A 19,655-nucleotide genomic window follows, 5' to 3' on the forward strand; every position below is an offset into this window, starting at 1 on the left:
TAGTCCTCCAGCACCGCGACCACCTTGCTGCCCGCACTCGACATGGTCACCGTCTCGGCGCGCCAACCGGCTCTACTGGCTCGACAAGGGCTACAAGTCCGGCAAGCCGGGCGCCTGTAACACCTGGACGGCGAGCTCTTCCAAGGTCGCCTGAACCGGATCGCCGGCCACCGCCCCCGGCGGTGGCCGCCAGCCGTCAGACGGTGCCGGGAGGCGGCCTTCGGGCAGTAGGTGGACTCGTCGCGGCGGCGGGCCATGCCGTCGATCCACCCGTAGCACAGCGCCTCCTGCGGGGCCTGCTCGTAGGTGAGGCTGGTGGGCATCAGACGTGCCGGCCGAGAACCTCGCGTACGAGCTCGCGCAGCCACACGTGCGCGGGGTCCACGTCGTAACGGGGATGCCACGCCTGCGACACCGTCATCTCCGGCAACGCGAACGGGATCGGGAACGTCGCCAGCCCCAAGGCCTCCACCAGCGGCCGGGTCAGCCGTTCCGGCGTCATCCCCACCAGGTCGGACTGCCGCACCGCCAGCAGCGACGCCTCGAACGTCGGCACCGAGCCCGCGATCCGGCGCGTCAGCCCCATGCCGGCCAGGATCTCGTCCACCGGGCCCTCGTCGCGGCCCCGCCGGGTGGCGATCACGTGCTCGGCCGCCGCCAGCCGCTCCGCCGTGACCGGCCCGTCGAGCAGCGGGTGCCCGGGACGGACGACGCCCACCGCCCGGTCCGTCACGATCGGCTCGACCCGCGTCTCCGGCGCCGGGTCCGAGATCACGGTCACCTCCAGGTCGGCGCTCCCGTCACGCAGCGCTTGCGCGTCGCCGTACCCCTCGGGAATGAAGTGGAAACGCACCCCGGGAGCCGACGTGGCCGCCTCCGTCAGCAGCGCCACGCCCATGGCCGTGATCACCGCGTCCGAGGCCAGGATCGTGAAGCGCCGTACGAGCGTGGCCGGGTCCAGCCGGCCCGGCGGCGTGAACACCTTCCTGGCCGCCTCGACCAGCGCCCGTACCTCCTCCCGCACGGCCAGCGCCCGCGGCGTGGGCACCATCTGCCGCCCCGAGCGCACCAGCACGGGATCGCCCATCGCCTTGCGGATGCGGCCGAGCGTACGGCTCATGGCCGGCTCCGACAGGTGCAGCCGCTGCGCGGCGGCCGAGACGCTGCCCTCCTCCAGCAGGACGTCCAGCGCGATCAGCAGGTCCAGACTCGGTTGCGTCTGACGCATATATCACCTGAAAAAGATGCATTTGAGGTTAAGTCACGGCCGAGTTTACGGTGAATTCCGCGGGAGGCCTCCGCTCGACTCATCACCCATCTCCGAACCCGGGGGTTTCGCATGTCCGCAACCACGTTAGAGACCGGTCATCCCGCCCGGACGCGGATCATGGCCCTGATGGCCTCCTCCGTGATCCTCGCGGTCGCCCTGGTCGCCGCCGTCAACCTCGCCATCCCCACGCTCGCCGCGAGCGAGCTGCGCCCGTCACCGTCCCAGATCCTCTGGATCGTGGACGCCTACGTCATCGTCTTCGCCTGCCTGCTCATCCCCGCCGGAGCGGCCGGTGACCGGTTCGGCCGCAAGGGGGTGCTGCTGGCGGGCCTGGGCGTGTTCGCGGCAGGCTGCCTGCTGGCCGCGCTCGCACCGGACGTCGGCACGCTGATCGCCGCCAGGGCGGTCAGCGGCGCCGGCGCGGCCCTGGTGATGCCCGCCTCCCTGGCCCTGACGGTCGGCGTCTACCCGGCCGCCGAACGCGGGCACGCCGTGGCCGCGTGGACCGCCGCCACCGGCGCCGCCGGGGTGGTGGGCAACGTGGGCGGCGGCGCGGTCATGGAGTACCTGCCGTGGCGGGCCCTGTTCGGCGTGCCGGTGCTGCTGGCCGGGGTGCTGGCCGTGCTGGTCGCCGTGCTGGTGCCGCGGGCGCCCCGCCTGGCGTCGACCCCGCTGGACCTGCCGGGGACGGTGCTGCTCACGGCCGCGTCCGTGGCGCTGCTGGCGGGGGTCATCGAGGGGCCCGAGGACGGTTGGGGGAGCGGGTTCGTGCTGTCGGCGTTCGGAGCGGCGGCCGTGCTGTTCTGCGTCTTCGTCGGGCACCAGCTCCGCGCGCCCCGGCCGCTGCTCGACCCCCGGCTGTTCGCGCTCCCGCGGCTGCGGGCGGGGACGCTGGGCGTGGCGGTGACGTTCTTCGGGCTGTTCGCGATGTTCTTCGTCAACGCGCGCTTCCTGCAGGAGGTCAAGGGCTTCTCGCCGCTGGTCACCGGCGTGGCCATCGTGCCGCTCGTCCTCCCCATGATCGTCCTGTCGCGGCTGTCCGCCCGCCTGCCCGCGCGGCCGGCCGTCCCGGCCGGGCTGGCGGGGATCGTGGCGGGGCTGGTGCTGCTGTCGTTCGCGGACGCGGCCCTGCCGTACCCGGTGTACGCGGCCGGCCTGGCCGTCATGGGTGCGGCCATGGGGGTGTGCCTGCCGGTGCTCTCGCACGAGATCATGGCGGCGCTGCCGCGCGAGCGGGCCGGGCTCGGCTCCGGGCTCAACAGCGCCACCCGCGAGCTCGGCAGCGCGGTCGGGGTCGCCGTCATGGGCACGGTGATGGCCACGTACGGGATGAGCGCCGGCTACCGCGTCGTGGCGGCCGTGGTCCTGGCCGGCGGCGTGCTCGTCACCTGGTGGCGCACGCGGGACTGAGACCTGGCCCGCCGCGGGATGCCGCGGCGGGCCGGCCGGCTCAGTAGCGTTCGCTGAGGTTGAGGTTGATCTCAGTCAGTACGGTCGTCGCCTTGGTGTACGTGAGCAGGTGTGCGAGGTCGTCCGGCAGCAGGAGCGTGGCCTGCGCGTGGCGGGCGGCCTGGGCCACCGACTTCAGCTCCAAAGCGGCGGCGACCAGCGAGGAGATCTTCGTCGCCGCGTTGATCCGCCGGTCGGCGAGGTTGAGGTAGGTCGTCAGCAGCTGGGCCCGGAGGAGATCCGGCTCACTGATCGAGAGGGCGAAGACGGCGTTCACCTCGGCCCGGGTGAGCGCGCCGTCCGGGGCCGAGCCGTCGGCACCGTCGAAGCGGGCGTCGGTCGCCTGGATCCGGGCCAGGAGTTCGGCGCTCTGCCGGTCGGGGTGGAGCTGCCAGAAAAGCTGCGGCCACGGGTCACGGGTGGGCGGCACCTCGGTGACGGTGGTCGAGGCCGTCGCAGTCACGGGCTCGTAGACGCACCCGTTCCCGTTCCGGTACGCGACCGAGGCGGCGTCGGGCAGCTCGTTCCCGGCGGCGAACAGCAGGCTGGGCCGGGCCGTGAACCGCACCCCGGAGGTCGCGCCGCCGTCGATCGACCCGAGCGACCAGGTGAGCGTGGTCGTGCCGTCCGGGTTGGCGGTCACCGACGAGGGCTTGGGCCCGGTGCCCTGGTCGAGGGCCCGGCTGTAGGCGACCTCGGCCGGGAGGGTGTCGGTGAGGGTCACGCCGGTGGCGGTGCCGCTGCCCGCGTTGGCGACCTTCAGGTCGATCGTCATGGCCTCGCCCGCGTTGACCGTCCGCGGCGCGGTCTTGGCCAGGGTGAGCTTCGGGGCGTGCACGGTGGTCTCGGCCCTGGCGGTGTTGTTGGCGGTGTTCGCCTCGGCTCCGCCGCCGGCGTCCTTGGCGGTCGCCGTGGCCGTGTTGGCCAGGACGGTCCCGTTGGCGGTGTCGCAGGGGATCGGGTAGGTGAACGCCTCGTTCGTGGACGCGCCCGCGCCGAGGTAGGGGACCTGGCGCGTCTGGGCCGGGCCGCCGGGCGGGGTGTCGGTCAGGCCGATCGCCGTCGCCGCGCCGGTGCCGACGTTGTCGAGTTTCACCTGGTACGTCAGGGTGTCGCCGGGTTCGGCGTCGCGCTTGTCGACGCTCTTGGTCGTGGCGAGGTCGGGATCGTACTGGTTGAAGAAGGAGATCTCCTGCCGCAGGACCATGGGGAAGTCGAGCTCGTTCTCCGGAGCGCCGCCGGCGCCGGTGCAGGTCGGCGCGGTCACCGGGTAGTTGCTGCAGGCTTTCCCCTTGCTGTCGGGCGAGTCGCCGGCCCGGAACCTGATGGCCGCCCAGTCGTTGTGATCCGTGAGGGGGAGGATGCTCTTGCCGCCGCTGCCGTTGATGTCCACGCTCACCGAGGTCGAGTCGATGATCGGGGCGCCGGTGCCCGGAGTGGTGTTGTCGTTCCAGTTGAGCGGTCCGTTGCCGATCCCCGCCCGCCAGGGCCTGACGGAGCTGCCCGGGTGGGCGAGGTTGTCGGTCGTCCAGAACGTGTAGTCGGTGCCGTCGCCTATCCCATTGCTCTCCATGAGTGAGGTCTCGAACAGCGGGGGAAGCTTTCCGGTCGAATACCCGATGCGGGTCGCCCCGGTTTTCCAGACCCCGATGTCGTTGACGAGCAGGGGCGGCGGGCTGTTGGGGATGCCCGACTGGAAGAAGTAGTTCATGACGCTGAGGTAGTTGGGCTTGAAGTTGTCGTCGCCGGTGTCGCCGCCGTGGGCCAGGCCCAGCGCGTGCCCGAGCTCGTGCATGAGGGTGCCGGCCTGGTCCTGAACGGTGCCGACCTCGGCGTCGGCCTTGCCCGTGGTGGTATCGAGCACCTGCAGGTCGGTGCGATGCGCGCTGGTGGTGTCGCAGGTGCCGTCGTCGCCTACCTTGATCGCTGTGCCGACCGTCTTGTCGTCGCCCGCCGGCTTCGTCTGCAGGACGCCGTCGCCGCCGTAGTCGACGCCGAAGTCCGCCACGCATGTGGTCCGCCACGAGCCCAGGGTGACGAGGAAGTCCTTGTTGTTGTCCCTCTGGGGCTCGCAGCACTCTCCTGAGGTCCCCGGGGAAGCCTTGCTCCCGTTCGTGCCGGTGACGATGAGGTCGTGCGCGAAGATCGCATAGTGCGCGTACAGGGACAGCTCGTGGGGGAGGTGGTCATTGCGAGCGGAGACGAACTCGGTGTCGTTGACCAGTCCGATGGCCGGTTGTTCGGTGAGTCGCGCGCCCGGGATGTAGACGAAGTCGACGCCGTCAGGGCGCGCTCCGTACGGGCACGGACTCGCCGCTCGGACCGGAGCGTTCTTGAAGGCGTCCCTGACCAGGGCGATCGCGGCGGCCTTGGGCTGGTGGGTGTGCCTGGCGTCGGCCATGTAGTCGACCTGCAGGATGATCGTCTTACGGCACGGGTCGGCGCCCAGCGCCGGCAGGTCGGCGAGCACCGCGCCGCTGCGGTCGCGTATCCCCGAGAGCTCGATGATGTCGGGGATGCCGTCCTTGTCGGTGTCGGGAAGGTCGGTGGTGACCGTGATGCCGATCCTGGCCTTCCTGCCGTCGTTGTCCTCGGGGAAGCCGCTGTCGCCGTTGCCCTCGACGCAGGTCTTGCCCCTGAACTCGCCGGAGGTGTCGATGCAGGGCGTGCCGAAGACGATGCCGTCCCCCGACAGGGAGCCGGAGCGGAGGTCGTAGACGAGGTCCAGCTCGACGTCCTGGGGCTGAGGGCTGATGTCCATCCTGTCGTCGTTGGTGCGCAGGCCGTTGTCCCAGTCCCACAGGCTGACGGTGATGTTCACGGTCGGCTTGTCGCCGGGCAGGTCCGACTTGGTGAAGACCCAGCCGTTGGGCGCCTCGGGCAGGCCCTTGGGTGAGAACTCGTCGTCCTCGATCCGCGGGCCCTCCTCGAGCGGCCCGTCGGCGATCCTGACTTTCGGGTAGTAGTCCCCGTCGCCCCCGTCTCCGAGGAATCCGTCGTCGGGGTTCTCGAGCTGGCGGAGGTAGTCGATGGAGAAGGTCAGGCCGATGTTCGGGGCCGCCGCCGCCGCGGCGGGCGTGGTCAGGGCCGGGATCGATGCGGCGAGCAGCGCGCCGATCGCCCCGAACGCGAGCCGCCGGCGCCACGTTCTCGCTCCAGGTGTGAAGCTCACGGTCGTTTCCTCCAGGAGAGTTCGCCTTGCGGAGGATCGTCCGGCTTCTGTGCCGCCCGCGCATGAGTAACCCCTACTCATGTCGGGCCGCCGCGCCCTACGTCTGCGGGATCTCGATGCGTACCGGATCGCCGGGGGCTCTCCCGGGAGCAGGGCGGCGATCGTGCCCGCGCGGGGACCGTGGCGCCCATCGGCGTCGAGAACGGGGAGCGGCCGGGCCGTCCTGAGATCGGGCGGTCGCCGGGCTCACCGTCGCGGATCGATGTGGATCTTCGGGCCGGGTCCGGCGTCGGCCGGGCGGCGGCCGGCCAGGATGTCGGCGGTCTCGGCCAGGCCGACGGTGGCGGCCACGAGCGGGCGGGCGTCGACCGAGCCGTCGGCGTAGGCGGCGATGGTCCCGGCCAGCCCGGCCGAGCCCCCGAGGATGCCGACCGCCGTGACGTCCTTGAGGAGCAGCGCGCGGGTGTCGAGGGTGCTCGGGGTGCCGGCCAGGCCGATGTAGACCACGCGCCCGGCCGGCTCGACGAGGTCGAGCGCGAGCGCGGGCAGCTCGGGCGCGTTGGAGGCGTCGATGACGGCGTCCCAGCGCAGCTCCGGCAGTGACGGCCGGGTCCACGTGCCCGTGAAGCCCAGGGATCGGGCCAGGCGCAGCCCGTCGAGGTCGCGGCCCAGCAGGTGGACCTCGATCCCCTGGGAGCGGGCGAACAGCGCCGCCAGCAGGCCGATCGTACCCGTGCCCAGGATCAGCAGCCGCTCGCCGGGCCGCAGGCCGGCACCGTGGACGGCGCGCAGCGCGTTGCCGCCGGGCTCGACCAGCGCGCCCAGCGTGAGGTCCATGCTGTCCGGCAGCGCGTGCAGCGCCGTCGCCGGCACGGCGAGCCGCTCGGCCAGCGCTCCCGAGCGGCCGAGGCTGATGCCGATCTCCGACAGCTCGGCGCAGACGTGGTGGCGGCCGGCGCGGCAGCGCTCGCAGTGCCCGCAGCCGAGCATGGTGTCACCGGTGACGCGGCGGCCCAGCCAGCCGGCGTCCACGCCTTCGCCCACGTCGGTGACGCGACCGCACCACTCGTGGCCGGGGCGCAGCGGGTACCACGACCGTCCGGTGTGCAGGTAGCTCATCTCGCCGGTGAACAGCTCCATGTCGGTGCCGCACACCCCGGCCCGCTCGACGTCCACGACCACCTGCCCGGGCGCGGCGACCGGCGGCTCGACCTCCTGGACCTCGGCCTTGCCCGGGCCGGTCAGAACCAGCGCGCGCACTACCGGGCTCCGGCGATCCGCGGGCGACGGCCGCTGATGCCGGCGTGGTGGACGGGTTTCTCGGTACGGGGCGCAGATACCAGCACGTTCCGAAGGCTAGACCACTGTTCCGAAAAGCGGAAGTTTTCTGGACGATCAATGAGTCCGGCGCATATTTTGCACACCGGGCGATCGTGACCCACGATTGATCCGTGGAGCTGCAACAGATGCGCTATGTGGTCGCGGTGGCGGAGACGGCGAACTTCACCCGTGCCGCCGAGCGCTGCCGGGTCGTCCAGTCCGCGCTGAGCCACCAGATCGCCCGGCTGGAACGAGAGCTGGGCGCCCGGCTCTTCGACCGCACCAGCCGCCGCGTCACGCTGACCCCCGCGGGCGAGGCGTTCCTGCCCGCCGCCCGGCAGGCCCTCGACGCCGCCGAACGGGCTCGCGCCGAGGTGGCGGCGGCCTCCGGGGAGCTTCGCGGCCGGCTCGCCATCGGCGCCATCCCCACCGTCACCGCGGTCGACCTGCCCAGCGCGCTGCAGACCTTCCACGTGCGCCATCCGCAGGTGCGGATCACGCTGGGCGTGGGGGCGAGCGACGAGCTGGCCGAGCAGGTCCGGCAGGGCGCCCTGGACATCGCGTTCCTCGGGCTGCCGCCGAGCGTGCGGCCGAAGGGCGTACGGGGGCTCGCCCTGGCGCGGGGCGAGCTGGTCGCGGTGGTGGCGCCCGGCCACCACCTGGCCGATGCGGCGGGCGTGGACCTGCAGCGGCTGTCGGACGAGGTGTTCGTCGACTTCCCCGCCGGCACGGCGGCGCGTGCCCAGTCGGACGAGGCGTTCGCGGCCGCCGGCGTCAGCCGCGAGGTCGCCTTCGAGATCACGAACGCCGACCTCATGGCGCGGCTGGTCCGGCTGGGCCTGGGCGTCGCCATGATGCCCGCCGCCTTCGCGCCCGAACTCCCCGGCGTGCACGTCGTCGAGCTCCGCGACCCGCCCACCCGGGTGGAGCACCTGATCTGGAGCCGCCTGCGCCCCTCACCGGCCGCCGCCGCGTTCCTGGACGTCCTGGACCTCCGGGCGGAAGGGACGGATCAGGGGGCGGCCGGCGGTTCGGCCTGGTAGGCGCGGTGCAGCAGCCGTACGAAGGGCTCCGCCTCCGGCAGGGGCACGGAGCCGATCCGGTGGACGGGCACGCCCGGCGTCCACGAGTTCATGACCGCGGCCCCGGCCAGGGCGGGCAGGTCGGCGAGGGTGATCTCCCGGGCGCGCTGGGGGACGCCGAGGCGATCGAGTTGCCGGCGGACGGCGGCCATCGTGGTCCCGACCAGCATGTCGGCCACGGGCCACACCACGGCGGTGCCGTCCCAGAAGGCCAGGTTCCAGATCGAGCCCTCGCTGAGCCGGCCGCGGCGGTCGACGAAGGCGGCGTCGTCGAAGCCCTGGCCGGCGGCCTGGCGGAGGACGTACGTCTTGGCCACCTCGCCGACGTGCTTGACGGCGGGCAGGAAGCGTTCGTGCTCGACCGTCGCCAGCGCCAGCGGGCCCGCCGGGCCGGAGGCGGCCGGCCCCGTACGGACCAGCACCTCGGGCTCCGCCTCGGACACGGTGAACTCGCCCGCCGGTGAATGCACCGTGGCCGTCAGCGAGACGTCGGCCGGACCGGCCCGCAGCGCCGCCCGCAGGTAGGAGCGCACCCGATCGTCGGGCACCGCCCGGCCGAACAGCTCCACCGAGGCGCGCCGCAGCCGTTCCAGGTGCAGGTCGAGGCCGCGGACCCGGCCCGCGCGCACCTGCATGGCGGTGAAATGCGCGTAGCCCGCGAAGGCGAGCGGCGCCAACTCTTCGGCGGTCGCGGGACGGCCGTTGCGCTGAGCGACGAACATTGAAAAATCCCCCTTTAGATGGCGATCAGGGGAATCGAGCCTGCCGCAGGTCGGCCGGATCGCCCAGAGCTCTGCTCCGCGTACGACGGCTGGTCCTACTACTGGCAGGGTCAGCCTCGTTCGCCATCATGTGCGTACTATCGGAGGTTATGAGCGAAATCGGCGAGTTCCTGCGCAGTCGCCGGGCGCGGCTGCGGCCGGAGGACGTCGGCCTGCCGGTCTTCAACCGGCACCGGCGCGTGCCGGGGCTGCGCCGCGAGGAGCTGGCCCAGCTCGCCGGCGTGTCCGTCGCCTACCTCACGCGGCTGGAGCAGGGCAAGGGCAACAACGTGTCGGCCGAGGTGATCGGGGCGATCACGCGCGCGCTGCGGCTGAGCGACACCGAGCACGAGCACCTCACGCGGCTGGTCAAGTGCCGGGACCGCAGGAAGTACGGGCCACCCCCGCTGCAGCCCGTGCGCACCGCGCTCGGGCAGATGCTGGCCTCCCTGGAGGGGGTCCCCGCGTACGTGACGGGGCCCCGCTCGGACATCCTCGGCTGGAACCCGATGGCGGCGGCCCTGTTCGGAGACTGGGACCGGCTGCCGGCCCAGGAGCGCAACTGGGCACGGCTGGTGTTCCTGGAGCCCGGCCATCGGCGGCTGTTCGCGGACTGGGAGGCCAAGGCCGCCGACGTGGTCGGCGCTCTGCGGCTGTACGCCGGCTGCTATCCCGACGATCCGCGGCTGCTGACGCTCGTGGGCGAGCTGTCGGTGAAGAGCGGGACGTTCCGCCGGCTGTGGGCCGGGCACGACGTGAAGGAGAGCAACCACGGCACCCGGCGCCTGCGTCACCCGCTGGTGGGCGAGCTCACGCTCTCCTTCGAGTCGCTCCGGCTGCCCGACGACCCCGAGCAGTCCCTGACCGTCTACCACGCCCCGCCCGGCTCGGCCGCGGCGGAGAGCCTGCGGCTGCTGGCCGGCCGGGACGCCGCCGTCAGCATTCGATGACGTTGACGGCCCCGATGCTCACGTCACGTACTCCGTCGCCGCGTCCAGCAGCCACTCCGCCAGGTAGGCGGCGAAGGACGAGCGCACCAGCACCAGGAACCCGTCCTCCCGGGGGACGAGCCCGACCTGCGCCCGCGCCAGCATGGTCTGCGCGCACCGGCCCGGCCCGAACCCGCGCGGATGCAGGTCGAGCGCGCAGCCGTGGGCGAGCAGGTCGCGCGCCCTCGGCCCGCCCACGAACAGGGTGGTGCGCTGCGCCGAGACGTCCACGATCGAGCCGTGCCGCTCGCCGAGCTCCTTGCGCAGCAGCTCGGGCCGGTATCCGGGCGGCGCGATCACCAGCCACTCGTCCGGCCCCAGCCAGGCCACGGTGACCTCGCCGGAGGTCACCGCGGTGTTCGGCTCCACCGGCAGCGGGACGCCGAGGTCGGTCCCGGGGGCCACCCGCACGTTGACGTGGGTGAGGAAGGGGATCTCCCGCAGCGTCAGAGCCCCGCCGCGCGAGGCCGCCTCGAAACGGCCGGCGAACGCCGCGGCCGGACTCCTGCGCTCAACCATCGCGACGCGCTCCTTCGGGGTCGTACAGGACGTGGGACGTGACGGTCACCGGCACCATGGCGTCGCCCACGGGCGCGTAGAGCCGCTCGCCGTGGCGCGAGTGCCCGCCCTTGAGCAGGGCCAGCGCGAACGTACGGCCGAGCGCCGCGCTGCGGTAGCTGGAGGTGACGTGGCCCAGCATGGGCACCGGCGGCTCGGGCAGCTCGGCGCAGGCCACCAGGTGGGCGCCCTCCGGCAGCAGGAAGGCGTGGTCGTCCGGCAGCAGCCCGACGAGCTGCTTGCGGTCGGGACGCGAGGTGTCGGCCCGGGCGTGGGAGCGCTTGCCCACGAAGTCGGGCTTCTTCTTCGACACCACCCACGACATGCCCAGATCCTGCGGCGTGACGGTGCCGTCGGTGTCCTGGCCGACGATCGGGTAGCCCTTCTCGGCCCGCAGCACGTGCATCGTCTCGGTGCCGTAGGGGGTGACGCGGCCACCGGACATGATCGCGGTCCACAGGCGGAGCCCGTCCCAGGAAGTCACGTTGATCTCGTAGGCCAGCTCGCCGGAGAAGCTGATGCGGCACACCCGGGCGGGGATCCCGGCCACCTCGGCCGCGCGCCAGGTCATGAACGGGAAGTCGGCCGCCGAGACCGCCAGCTCGGGCGCCAACGACGCGAGCACCTCGCGCGAGCGCGGCCCGACCAGCGCGACCGTCGCCCACTGCTCGGTCACCGAGGTGAGGTGCACCCGCAACGACGGCCACTCGGTCTGCAGCCACTCCTCCATCCAGTCCAGCACCGCGGCGGCGTTGCCGGTCGTGGTGGTGACCAGGAAGTGGTCGGCGGCCAGGCGGATGACGGTGCCGTCGTCGAAGACCATGCCGTCGGCCCGGCACATCACGCCGTACCGGATCGAGCCGACGGCCAGCGAGCTCATCAGGTTCGTGTAGAGCCTGTCGAGGAACTCGCCCGCGTCCGGGCCGATCACGTCGATCTTGCCGAGCGTGGAGGCGTCCATCGCCGCCACGTCCTCGCGCGCCGCCCGGCACTCGCGCAGCACCGCGGCCTCCATGTCCTCGCCCGCGCGCGGGTAGTACCACGGCCGCCGCCACTGCCCGACGTTCTCGAACAGTGCCCCGTGCTCGACGTGCCACTCGTGCAGCGCCGTCACCCGGACGGGGTCGTGCAGGGCCCCGCGGTCGCGCCCGGCCAGCGCCGCGAAGCTCACCGGCGTGTACGGCGCCCGGTAGGAGGTGATCCCGACCTCGCCCACCGGCACACCGAGCGCGTGGGCCACCACGGCCGAGGTCAGCAGCCCCGACGTCTTGCCCTGGTCGTGCGCGGTCCCCGCGGTGGTGTAACGCTTGACGTGCTCCACCGAGCGCAGCCCCGCGCCGGTGGCGCGCAGCACGTCGGCCGCGGTCACGTCCCGCTGCAGGTCCACGAAGTGCCCGCCGAGATCGTCCGACGGCACCAGCCAGTACGGCGTCCCCCCGGGCCCCGGGGCCACCGGCCCGCCCTCCCCGGCGCCGTCCGCCAGGCACCCCTCCAGCGTGAACACGCCCCGGGCGGCCCCCACCACGCGGACCTTCTGCCGCGAGACCCCCGGCACCAGCGCGGCCAGGTCCTCGTCGTAGCGCAGCGTCCCGCCCGCCTGACTGAACAGGTGCACCACCGGGTTCCACCCGCCGGACACCAGCAGCAGGTCGGCCGCGATCTCGGTCCCGCCGGCCAGGACGGAGGAGACCTCGCCCGCGCCCCTGGCGGCCTCGACCGCCTGCCCGGCCAGCACCTCGATGCCGCGCCGCCGCGCCTCGGCCGCCGGCCCGGGGGAGGGGCGCACGTCCACGACCGCCGCCACCTCCAGGCCCGCGTCCGCCAGGTCGAAGGCGGCCTCGTAGGCGCTGTCGTTGGTGGTGAAGACCACGGCCCGGCGCCCGGGCAGCACGCCGTACCTGACGGCGTACGTGCGCGCGGCCCCGGCCAGCATCACGCCGGGCAGGTCGTTTCCGGCGAAGGCGATGGGCCGCTCGTGCGCGCCGGTCGCCAGCACGACCCGGCCCGCCCGGATGCGCCAGATCCGCTCCCTGGCCACGTGGGCGGGGGCGGCCGCGCCGAGGTGGTTCGTGCGGCGCTCGACGGCCATCAGGTAGTTGTCGTCGTAGTAGCCGAAGACCGTGGTGCGGCGCAGCACCCTGACGTCCGGCAGGCGCTCCAGCTCGGCCGCCACCGCCGCCGCCCACTCGTGGCCGGCCAGCCCCTCTCCGGCCGGCCCCTGCCCGGTCGGCCCCTGCCCGGTCGGCCCCTGCCCGGCCGGCCCCTGCCCGGTGGGCAACCGCTCGGTGGTGCCCAGCAGGCTGCCGCCCGGCCGGGGCTGCTCGTCGGCCAGGATCACCCGGGCGCCGTCCCCGGCGGCGGCCCGGGCGGCGGCCAGCCCCGCCGGACCGGCGCCGACCACGAGCACGTCGCAGTGGGCGTGCACGGCGTCGTAACGGGCCGGGTCCGGCTCGGCCGCCAGGCGGCCCCGGCCGGGCAGGCTGCTCGCCACGAGCCCGTCGTACAGCTCGACCGTGGTGGCCGGCCGCATCGGCTCGGGGAAGGGCCGCTCGATCTGGACGACCGCGTTGGGCTCCTCGCTGCCCGCGGCGAAGATGCCGCGCGGGCGGCCCAGCTTGACGCTGGTCGCGGCCCGGCGCGCGCCGTTGGCCAGCAGCGCGGAGGCCAGGGTGTCGCCGGGGTGTCCGGTCAGCTCGCGGCCGTCGAAGCGGAAGCGCAGCGTGCCGCCGCGGTCGATCAGCCCGCCGGTGGACAGCCTCATCGGGCCTCCAGGATCTCGTTGGTGGCGGTGTCGCGGACCAGGTCGAACCAGCGGCGGCAGCCCGCCGCGTGGCTCCACCGTTCGGCGAAGGGGCCCTTGGGGTTGTCGCGGAAGAACAGGTAGCGCGCCCACTCCTCGTCCGACAGCGCGGCCGGATCGGCGGGGTAGGCGACGTGGGCCTGCCCGCCGTAGTGGAACTCGGCCTCGTCGCGGGGGCCGCACCAGGGGCATGGGATCTGCAGCATCGGCGGCTCCTCAGTGCGCGACCGCGGCGGCGCCGTGCTCGTCCACGAGCGCCCCGGTGGTGAATCGGTCAAGGGAGAAGGGGGCGTTGAGCGGGTGCGGCTCGTCGTTGGCCACCGTGTGCGCGAAGCACCAGCCGACGCCGGGCGTCGCCTTGAAGCCTCCGGTGCCCCAGCCGCAGTTGAGGTAGAGGTTCTCGACCGGGGTCAGGCCGACGATCGGCGAGGCGTCGGGCGAGACGTCCACCACGCCGCCCCACGTACGCAGCACGTGCGCGCGGGCGAAGATCGGGAACAGCTCCAGCGCGGCGGCCATCTGCCGCTCGATGATGTGGAAGGCGCCGCGCTGCCGGTAGGAGTTGGCCGCGTCGATGCCGGCGCCCATGACCAGCTCGCCCTTGTGCGCCTGGCTGACGTAGACGTGCACGGCGTTGGACATGACGACCGTCGGGTGCACGGGTTCGAGCAGCTCGGACACCAGCGCCTGGAGCGGGTGGCTCTGCAGCGGCAGGTCGATCCCCGCGGTCCTGGCCACGACCGAGGTGTGGCCCGCCGCGCACAGCGCGACCCGGCCGGCCGAGATCGTGCCCCGGGTGGTCTCCACGCCGGTGACCCGGCCGTCGCTCACCCGCAGCCCGGTGACCTCGCAGTGCTCGATGAAGTCCACGCCGAGTGCCGCCGCGGCGCGGGCGTACCCCCAGGCCACGTGGTCGTGCTTGGCGATGCCGGCGCGGGGCTGGAAGGTGGCGCCGAGCACGGGGTAGCGCACGCCGGGCGAGATGTCCACGATCGGGCACACCTCGCGGACCTGCTCGGGGTCCAGCCACTCGGCGTCGACGCCGTTGAGCCGGTTGGCCTCGACGCGGCGCACGCTGTCGCGTACGTCCTGGAGGCTGTGGGCGAGGTTGAGCACGCCGCGCTGGCTGAACAGCAGGTCGTAGCCGAGCTCCTCCTCCAGGCCCTCCCACAGCTTGAGCGCGTGCTCGTAGATTCCGGCGCTCTCGTCCCACAGGTAGTTGGAGCGGATGATCGTGGTGTTGCGGGCCATGTTCCCGCCGGCCAGCCACCCCCGCTCCAGGACCGCGATGTCGGTGATGCCGTGGTTCTTGGCCAGGTAGTAGGCGGTGGCCAGGCCGTGCCCGCCGGCTCCGACGATGACCACGTCGTAGGAGCGCCTGGGCTCGGCGGCGCCCCACAGCCATTCGGGGTGCTCGGGCGGGTTCATCGCGCCTCTCCGTACAGCGGATGCTTGCCGGCCAGGACCTCGACCCGGTCGCGCAGGAACGACAGGTCGGCCTCCGGTGCCAGCGCGGTGGCGATGACGTCGGAGACCTCCGCGAAGTCGGCCGCCTCGAAGCCGCGCGTGGCCAGCGCCGGGGTGCCGATCCGCAGGCCCGAGGTGACCATGGGCGGTCGCGGGTCGAACGGCACGGCGTTGCGGTTGACCGTGATCCCGGCCGCGTGCAGCCGGTCCTCGGCCTGCTTGCCGTCCAGCGCGGACTCGCGCAGGTCGACCAGGACCAGGTGCACGTCGGTGCCGCCGGTCAGCACCTTCACGCCCGCGGCCGCCGCGTCGGGCGCCAGCAGCCGGTCGGCCAGGATGCGGGCGCCCTCCAGCGTGCGGCGCTGCCGCTCCCTGAACGCCTCCCCGGCGGCGATCCTGAACGAGACCGCCTTGGCCGCGATCACGTGCTCCAGCGGGCCGCCCTGCTGGCCGGGGAAGACCGAGGAGTTGATCTTCCTGGCGAGCTCCTCCGTCGACAGGATCACCCCGCCGCGCGGGCCGCCGAGCGTCTTGTGCGTGGTCGTGGTCGTGACGTGCGCGTGCGGCACGGGGGAAGGGTGCAGCCCGGCGGCCACCAGCCCGGCGAAGTGCGCCATGTCCACCATCAGGTACGCGCCCACCTCGTCGGCGATCCGGCGGAAGGCCGCGAAGTCCAGGTGCCGCGGGTAGGCCGACCAGCCGGCGATGACGAGCCGGGGGCGGTGCTCGCGGGCCAGGCGCTCGACCTCGTCCATGTCCACCAGGTGGTCGCTCTCGCGCACGTGGTAGGCGACCACGTGGTACAGGCGGCCGGAGAAGTTGATGCGCATCCCGTGCGTCAGGTGGCCGCCGTGGGCCAGGTCGAGGCCGAGGATGGTGTCGCCGGGCTCCAGCAGCGCGGCCATCGCCGCGGCGTTGGCCTGGGCTCCCGAGTGCGGCTGCACGTTGGCCGCCTCCGCGCCGAACAGCGTCTTGACCCGGTCGATGGCGATCTGCTCGATCACGTCCACGTGCTCGCAGCCGCCGTAGTAGCGCCGGCCAGGGTAGCCCTCGGCGTACTTGTTGGTGAGCACCGAGCCCTGGGCCGCCATCACGGCGGCGGGCGCGAAGTTCTCCGAGGCGATCATCTCCAGCGTCGAGCGCTGCCTGGCCAGCTCGGCGCCGATCAGGGCGTGGACCTCAGGGTCCACCACGTCCAGGGGGGTGTCGATCATATGAGGTCCTTTCCCTAACCGCGCAGCCGGGTCATCGCCGGGTCGAAGAGCGGCTCCTCGGCCACGAGGGCCGGGACGCGCTGGTCGAAGTAGCCGATGTGCAGGGCCTGGCCGGGGCTCGCGAGCGAGGCGGGCAGCCAGGCGTAGGCGATGCCGCGGCCGACGGTGTAGCCGTAGGCGGCGCTGGTGACGTAGCCGACGGCCCGCTCGCCGTCGTAGACCGGCTCCTTGCCCATGACGACCTCGTCGGTCAGCAGGCAGGTGAGCTTCCTGCGCACCGACTCCTTGCGCTCCAGCAGCGCCCGGCGGCCGACGAAGTCGCCCTTGTCCAGCTTGACGGCGAAGCCGAGGCCGGCCTCGTACGGGTCGTGCTCGAAGGTCATGTCGGTGCCGAAGGAGCGGTAGCCCTTCTCCAGGCGCAGGCTGGTGAAGGCGCCGCGGCCGCCGGCCAGCACGCCGTGCTCCCGGCCCGCGGACCAGAGCGTGTCCCAGAGCTTGAGCCCCATGTCGGCGGTGGTGTAGATCTCCCAGCCGAGCTCGCCGACGTAGGACAGGCGCAGCATGGTGACGGGCACGTTGCCGACGAACCCGCGGGCGCCGCGGAAGTACTTCAGCGCGGTCAGGTCGATGCCGGTCAGCGGCTGGACCAGGTCGCGGGCCCTCGGCCCCCACACGCCCACGCAGCAGGTGCCGGCGGTGATGTCGCGGATGAACACGTCGGCCGGGCGGTGCCGCTCCAGCCAGTCCAGGTCCAGGTTGCCGTTGGCGCCCAGCTGGAAGCGGTCGGGGCCGAGCCGGGCCACGGTGACGTCGCTGCGGATGCCGCCGTCGGTGTCGAGCAGCAGGCAGTACGTCACCGAGCCGACCGACTTGTCCACGTCCCCGGTGGTGATCCGCTGCAGGAACGCCGGCGCGCCGGGGCCGCTGACCTCCAGCCGCTTGAGCGCGCTCATGTCGTACAGCGCGACCGCCTCGCGGGTGGCCTGCGCCTCGGCGCCGACGATCGGCGACCAGTACCGCGCGGCCCACGGGCCGGGCGTGGGGATGTCGCGCCCGTCCAGCAGCGGCGCGTTGGCGTCGTACCACTGCGGGCGCTCCCAGCCGGAGGCCTCCAGGAAGACGGCGCCCAGGTCCCGCTGGCGCGGGTGGAAGGGGCTCAGCCGCAGCGGGCGCGGGTGCTCCATCGGCTGCAGCGGGTGGATGATGTCGTAGACCTCGACGTAGTTCTGGCAGCCGCGCTCGCGCACGTAGTCGGGCGCGAGCTGGTGCGGCTCGAACCGGTTGACGTCGCACTCGTGCAGGTCGAACGTGGAGCAGTGGCCGTCGACCAGCCACTCGGCCATCGCCCGGCCGACGCCCGCGGAGTGGGTGACCCAGACCGCCTCGGCCACCCAGAAGCCCTCGACGTCGGGGGACTGCCCCATCAGCGGCAGGTGGTCGGTGGTGAAGGAGAACAGCCCGTTGATGCCGGACTCGATCTCCGCCTTCTGCGTGTCGGGCAGCAGCGCCCGGGTCTCCTCCCAGGCGTCGGCGAAGTCGTCGGGGGTGAAGGTGAGCACCGACGGCATCACCTCGGCCTCGTCCACCGGCAGGATCTCGTCGGCGGTGATCGGCATCGGCCGGTGGCCGTAGTAGCCGATGCCGAGCGTGTCGAAGCGCTCGCGGTAGTAGAGGTCGGCGTCCTGGTGGCGGAGGATCGGCCGGGTGGCCTCCTCGGTCTGGCCGGCCAGCCCAGGCACCGGCCCGGTCCAGGCGAGCTGGTGGGCCAGCGGGGTGAGCGGCAGCTCCATGCCGGCCATGCGGGCCACCTTCGGGCCCCAGATGCCGGCGCAGCACACGACCACCTGGGCGGGCAGGTCGCCGTGGTCGGTCACCACCGCGCACACCTTGCCGTCCTGGATCCTGATGTCGAGCACCTCGTGCCTGGGCAGCACCCGCACGCCGCGTTCCCGGGCCCTGGCCAGCTGGGCGTCCACCGCCTTGACCGCCTTGGCCAGCCCGTCCGTCGGGACGTAGAGCCCGCCGAGCACCTTGGCCTCGTCCAGCAGCGAGTGCTTGGCGACGCACTCCTGCGGCGTGAGCAGGTGGGCCTCGAGCCCCCACGCGACCGCCCAGCCGTGCCTGCGGCGCAGCTCGGCCAGCCGCTCCGGGCCGGTGGCCACCTCGAGCCCGCCGACCTGCAGGAAGCTGTCCAGCTCGACGAACTTCTGCGCGGTGTAACGGGCCATCTCGGTCATCGTCTTCGACCCGTTGACCTGGAAGACCAGGCCGGGGGCGTGCGAGGAGGACCCGCCGGTGGCGGGCACGTCCCCCTGGTCGACGACGGTGACGTCGGTCCAGCCTCGGGCGGACAGCTCGTCGGCCAAGGCCGCGCCGACCACGCCCGCGCCGATGATGACCACGCTCGGGCCCGTCATAGCCACCTCCGTTGTTGCGGTATATGCAACTAAACGCGCTTTCCGCAACAAGCGTCGCTCGCCGCATTCCGGGTGTCAAGAGGCATTCCGTACGCTGACCGCACACGTACGCCCGGCCCGATCGCGGCAGGACGATCGGGCCGGGCGCACGGCGCGGGAGCGGTCAGGTCGCGGGGAGCCAGGCCTTGACCTTGTCGGGGTTGGCGGCGACCCACTTGGCGGCCGCCTCCTCGGGCGTCAGCTTGTCCTCGGCGATGTACCTGGCCACGAGGTTCTGGTCGTCGTTGGTCCAGGTGAAGTTCTTGACCAGGGTGTAGGCGGGGCTGCCCGAGTCGGCGAACCTCCTGCTCACGATCTTGTCCAGCTCGTACGGCGGGTAGTCGCACGCCACCTTGGCCGCGTCGGCGTCGCACCCCTTGGTGTAGGCGGGCAGGTCGACCTTGACCAGCTTCACCTCGGACAGGAACCACTGCGGGTCGTAGAAGTAGCCGATGAGCGGCGTCTGCTGCTTCTCCGCCTGCCGGAAGGCCGTGATGAGTGCCGTCTCGCTGCCCGCGTAGACGACCTTGTAGTCCAGGTCGAGGTTCTTGACCAGCGCCGCGTCGTTGGTGACGAAGGACGGGTCGCCGTCGAGCAGCTGGCCCTTGCCCTCGGACTCGGAGGTCTTGAACAGCGAGGCGTACTTGTTGAGGTTCTTCCAATTGGTGATGTCGGGATATTTCTTGGCCATCCACGGCGGCACGAACCAGCCGATGACGCCCTTGTTGCCGGTCGGCCCGGCCGAGACGGCGACCTTCTGCTCGTCGATGTACTTCTTCTTCAGGTCGTCGTGGGCCCAGTTCTCCACGACCGCGTCGACCTCCCCGGTGGCGAAGCCCTGCCAGGACACCTCCTCCTTCAGGTCCTTCTTCACCACCTTGCAGCCGAGGTTCTTCTCCGCGACGTGCGCGATCACCGCGGCGTTGGCCTCGTAGCCCACCCACGGGTTGACCGCGAGGTTGAACGTGCCGCACGCCGTGCCGCCTCCCGCGGCCGCCTGCTGGGTTTCGCCGACCTTCGCTCCGCTGCACGCGCTGAGCAGGAGGCCGCCGCCGGTCACGAGCGCGAGCGCCCTGATCCTGCCGCTTGTCGACATCGCCACCTGGTCCTCCTGTGT

14 protein-coding genes and 1 pseudogene are annotated in these 19,655 nt (G+C 72.7%); 3 read left to right on the top strand and 12 right to left on the bottom strand.

The annotated features are described in order from the left end of the window. Window positions 1–215: 215 nt before the first annotated feature. Together HD596_RS66270 and HD596_RS39115 are read right to left on the bottom strand one after the other, a co-directional pair. Window positions 216–323 (bottom strand): annotated as a pseudogene (locus HD596_RS66270) (YdeI/OmpD-associated family protein); the annotation flags it as partial. Further along, window positions 323–1,228, bottom strand: a complete 906-nt coding sequence (locus tag HD596_RS39115; protein WP_185074494.1) for a LysR family transcriptional regulator — start codon at window positions 1,226–1,228, stop codon at window positions 323–325. The pseudogene HD596_RS66270 and the gene HD596_RS39115, both read right to left, overlap by 1 nt. 168 nt (window positions 1,229–1,396) lie before the next feature. Here HD596_RS39115 and HD596_RS39120 point away from each other — a divergent pair, with 168 nt between their 5' ends. Then, on the top strand, window positions 1,397–2,680 hold the full coding sequence (locus HD596_RS39120; RefSeq protein ID WP_221519713.1) for an MFS transporter: 1,284 nt from the start codon (window positions 1,397–1,399) through the stop codon (window positions 2,678–2,680). 40 nt (window positions 2,681–2,720) lie between these two features. Here the strand turns inward: HD596_RS39120 and HD596_RS65125 are convergent, their stop codons facing one another. After that, window positions 2,721–5,891: a CARDB domain-containing protein gene (locus tag HD596_RS65125; protein ID WP_185074496.1), complete on the bottom strand. Its 3,171-nt coding sequence runs from the start codon at window positions 5,889–5,891 to the stop codon at window positions 2,721–2,723. Between the two features lie 246 nt (window positions 5,892–6,137). Beyond that, window positions 6,138–7,151 (bottom strand): zinc-dependent alcohol dehydrogenase, encoded by a 1,014-nt coding sequence (locus tag HD596_RS39130; RefSeq protein ID WP_185074497.1) that lies wholly within the window; start codon window positions 7,149–7,151, stop codon window positions 6,138–6,140. A 191-nt stretch (window positions 7,152–7,342) separates the two neighbouring features. On the opposite strand from HD596_RS39130, the gene HD596_RS39135 reads away from it, so the two are divergent. Next, window positions 7,343–8,254, top strand: coding sequence for a LysR family transcriptional regulator (locus HD596_RS39135; RefSeq protein WP_313046084.1), 912 nt, complete (start codon window positions 7,343–7,345; stop codon window positions 8,252–8,254). On the opposite strand, the gene HD596_RS39140 is transcribed toward HD596_RS39135, so the two are convergent. Then, complete coding sequence (locus tag HD596_RS39140; RefSeq protein WP_185074498.1) at window positions 8,224–9,015, bottom strand: aminotransferase class IV family protein; 792 nt, start codon at window positions 9,013–9,015, stop codon at window positions 8,224–8,226. The two genes, HD596_RS39135 and HD596_RS39140, sit on opposite strands and share 31 nt — an antisense overlap. Before the next feature lie 149 nt (window positions 9,016–9,164). Between HD596_RS39140 and HD596_RS39145 the strand changes: the two genes are divergently transcribed. Continuing rightward, window positions 9,165–10,004 (top strand): helix-turn-helix transcriptional regulator, encoded by an 840-nt coding sequence (locus HD596_RS39145; RefSeq protein ID WP_246555163.1) that lies wholly within the window; start codon window positions 9,165–9,167, stop codon window positions 10,002–10,004. Window positions 10,005–10,022: 18 nt separating this feature from the next. On the opposite strand, the gene HD596_RS39150 is transcribed toward HD596_RS39145, so the two are convergent. From HD596_RS39150 to HD596_RS39175, 7 genes are all read right to left on the bottom strand, one after another. Beyond that, window positions 10,023–10,562, bottom strand: a complete 540-nt coding sequence (locus HD596_RS39150; RefSeq protein WP_185074500.1) for a sarcosine oxidase subunit gamma — start codon at window positions 10,560–10,562, stop codon at window positions 10,023–10,025. Then, window positions 10,555–13,362, bottom strand: coding sequence for a 2Fe-2S iron-sulfur cluster-binding protein (locus HD596_RS39155; RefSeq protein ID WP_221519714.1), 2,808 nt, complete (start codon window positions 13,360–13,362; stop codon window positions 10,555–10,557). The genes HD596_RS39150 and HD596_RS39155 overlap by 8 nt, the downstream gene beginning before the upstream one ends. Then, on the bottom strand, window positions 13,359–13,607 hold the full coding sequence (locus tag HD596_RS60655; protein ID WP_221519715.1) for a sarcosine oxidase subunit delta: 249 nt from the start codon (window positions 13,605–13,607) through the stop codon (window positions 13,359–13,361). The genes HD596_RS39155 and HD596_RS60655 overlap by 4 nt, the downstream gene beginning before the upstream one ends. Window positions 13,608–13,617: 10 nt before the next feature. Further along, complete coding sequence (locus tag HD596_RS39160) at window positions 13,618–14,829, bottom strand: sarcosine oxidase subunit beta family protein (RefSeq protein WP_185074501.1); 1,212 nt, start codon at window positions 14,827–14,829, stop codon at window positions 13,618–13,620. Next, window positions 14,826–16,082, bottom strand: a complete 1,257-nt coding sequence (gene glyA / locus HD596_RS39165) for a serine hydroxymethyltransferase (RefSeq protein WP_185074502.1) — start codon at window positions 16,080–16,082, stop codon at window positions 14,826–14,828. Before glyA ends, HD596_RS39160 begins: the two co-directional genes overlap by 4 nt. Before the next feature lie 14 nt (window positions 16,083–16,096). Next, a complete protein-coding gene (locus HD596_RS39170) occupies window positions 16,097–18,499 on the bottom strand; it encodes a GcvT family protein (protein ID WP_185074503.1) in 2,403 nt (800 codons plus the stop codon). A gap of 163 nt (window positions 18,500–18,662) precedes the next feature. Beyond that, window positions 18,663–19,634 carry an ABC transporter substrate-binding protein gene (locus HD596_RS39175; RefSeq protein ID WP_185078988.1) on the bottom strand — a complete coding sequence of 324 codons (972 nt, stop codon included), beginning with the start codon at window positions 19,632–19,634 and terminating at the stop codon, window positions 18,663–18,665. Window positions 19,635–19,655: the final 21 nt, after the last annotated feature.

Source organism: Nonomuraea jabiensis, from assembly GCF_014204795.1.
Lineage (GTDB): Bacteria > Actinomycetota > Actinomycetes > Streptosporangiales > Streptosporangiaceae > Nonomuraea > Nonomuraea jabiensis.

What these genes read in the sequence shown, in the direction of transcription:
- HD596_RS39175 (WP_185078988.1), bottom strand. Translation starts at nt 19,634, where the DNA reads ATGTCGACAAGCGGCAGGATCAGGGCGCTCGCGCTCGTGACCGGCGGC.
- HD596_RS39150 (WP_185074500.1), bottom strand. Translation starts at nt 10,562, where the DNA reads ATGGTTGAGCGCAGGAGTCCGGCCGCGGCGTTCGCCGGCCGTTTCGAG.
- HD596_RS39145 (WP_246555163.1), top strand. Translation starts at nt 9,165, where the DNA reads ATGAGCGAAATCGGCGAGTTCCTGCGCAGTCGCCGGGCGCGGCTGCGG.
- HD596_RS39115 (WP_185074494.1), bottom strand. Translation starts at nt 1,228, where the DNA reads ATGCGTCAGACGCAACCGAGTCTGGACCTGCTGATCGCGCTGGACGTC.
- HD596_RS39160 (WP_185074501.1), bottom strand. Translation starts at nt 14,829, where the DNA reads ATGAACCCGCCCGAGCACCCCGAATGGCTGTGGGGCGCCGCCGAGCCC.
- HD596_RS39140 (WP_185074498.1), bottom strand. Translation starts at nt 9,015, where the DNA reads ATGTTCGTCGCTCAGCGCAACGGCCGTCCCGCGACCGCCGAAGAGTTG.
- HD596_RS60655 (WP_221519715.1), bottom strand. Translation starts at nt 13,607, where the DNA reads ATGCTGCAGATCCCATGCCCCTGGTGCGGCCCCCGCGACGAGGCCGAG.
- HD596_RS39120 (WP_221519713.1), top strand. Translation starts at nt 1,397, where the DNA reads ATGGCCTCCTCCGTGATCCTCGCGGTCGCCCTGGTCGCCGCCGTCAAC.
- glyA (WP_185074502.1), bottom strand. Translation starts at nt 16,082, where the DNA reads ATGATCGACACCCCCCTGGACGTGGTGGACCCTGAGGTCCACGCCCTG.
- HD596_RS39170 (WP_185074503.1), bottom strand. Translation starts at nt 18,499, where the DNA reads ATGACGGGCCCGAGCGTGGTCATCATCGGCGCGGGCGTGGTCGGCGCG.
- HD596_RS39155 (WP_221519714.1), bottom strand. Translation starts at nt 13,362, where the DNA reads ATGAGGCTGTCCACCGGCGGGCTGATCGACCGCGGCGGCACGCTGCGC.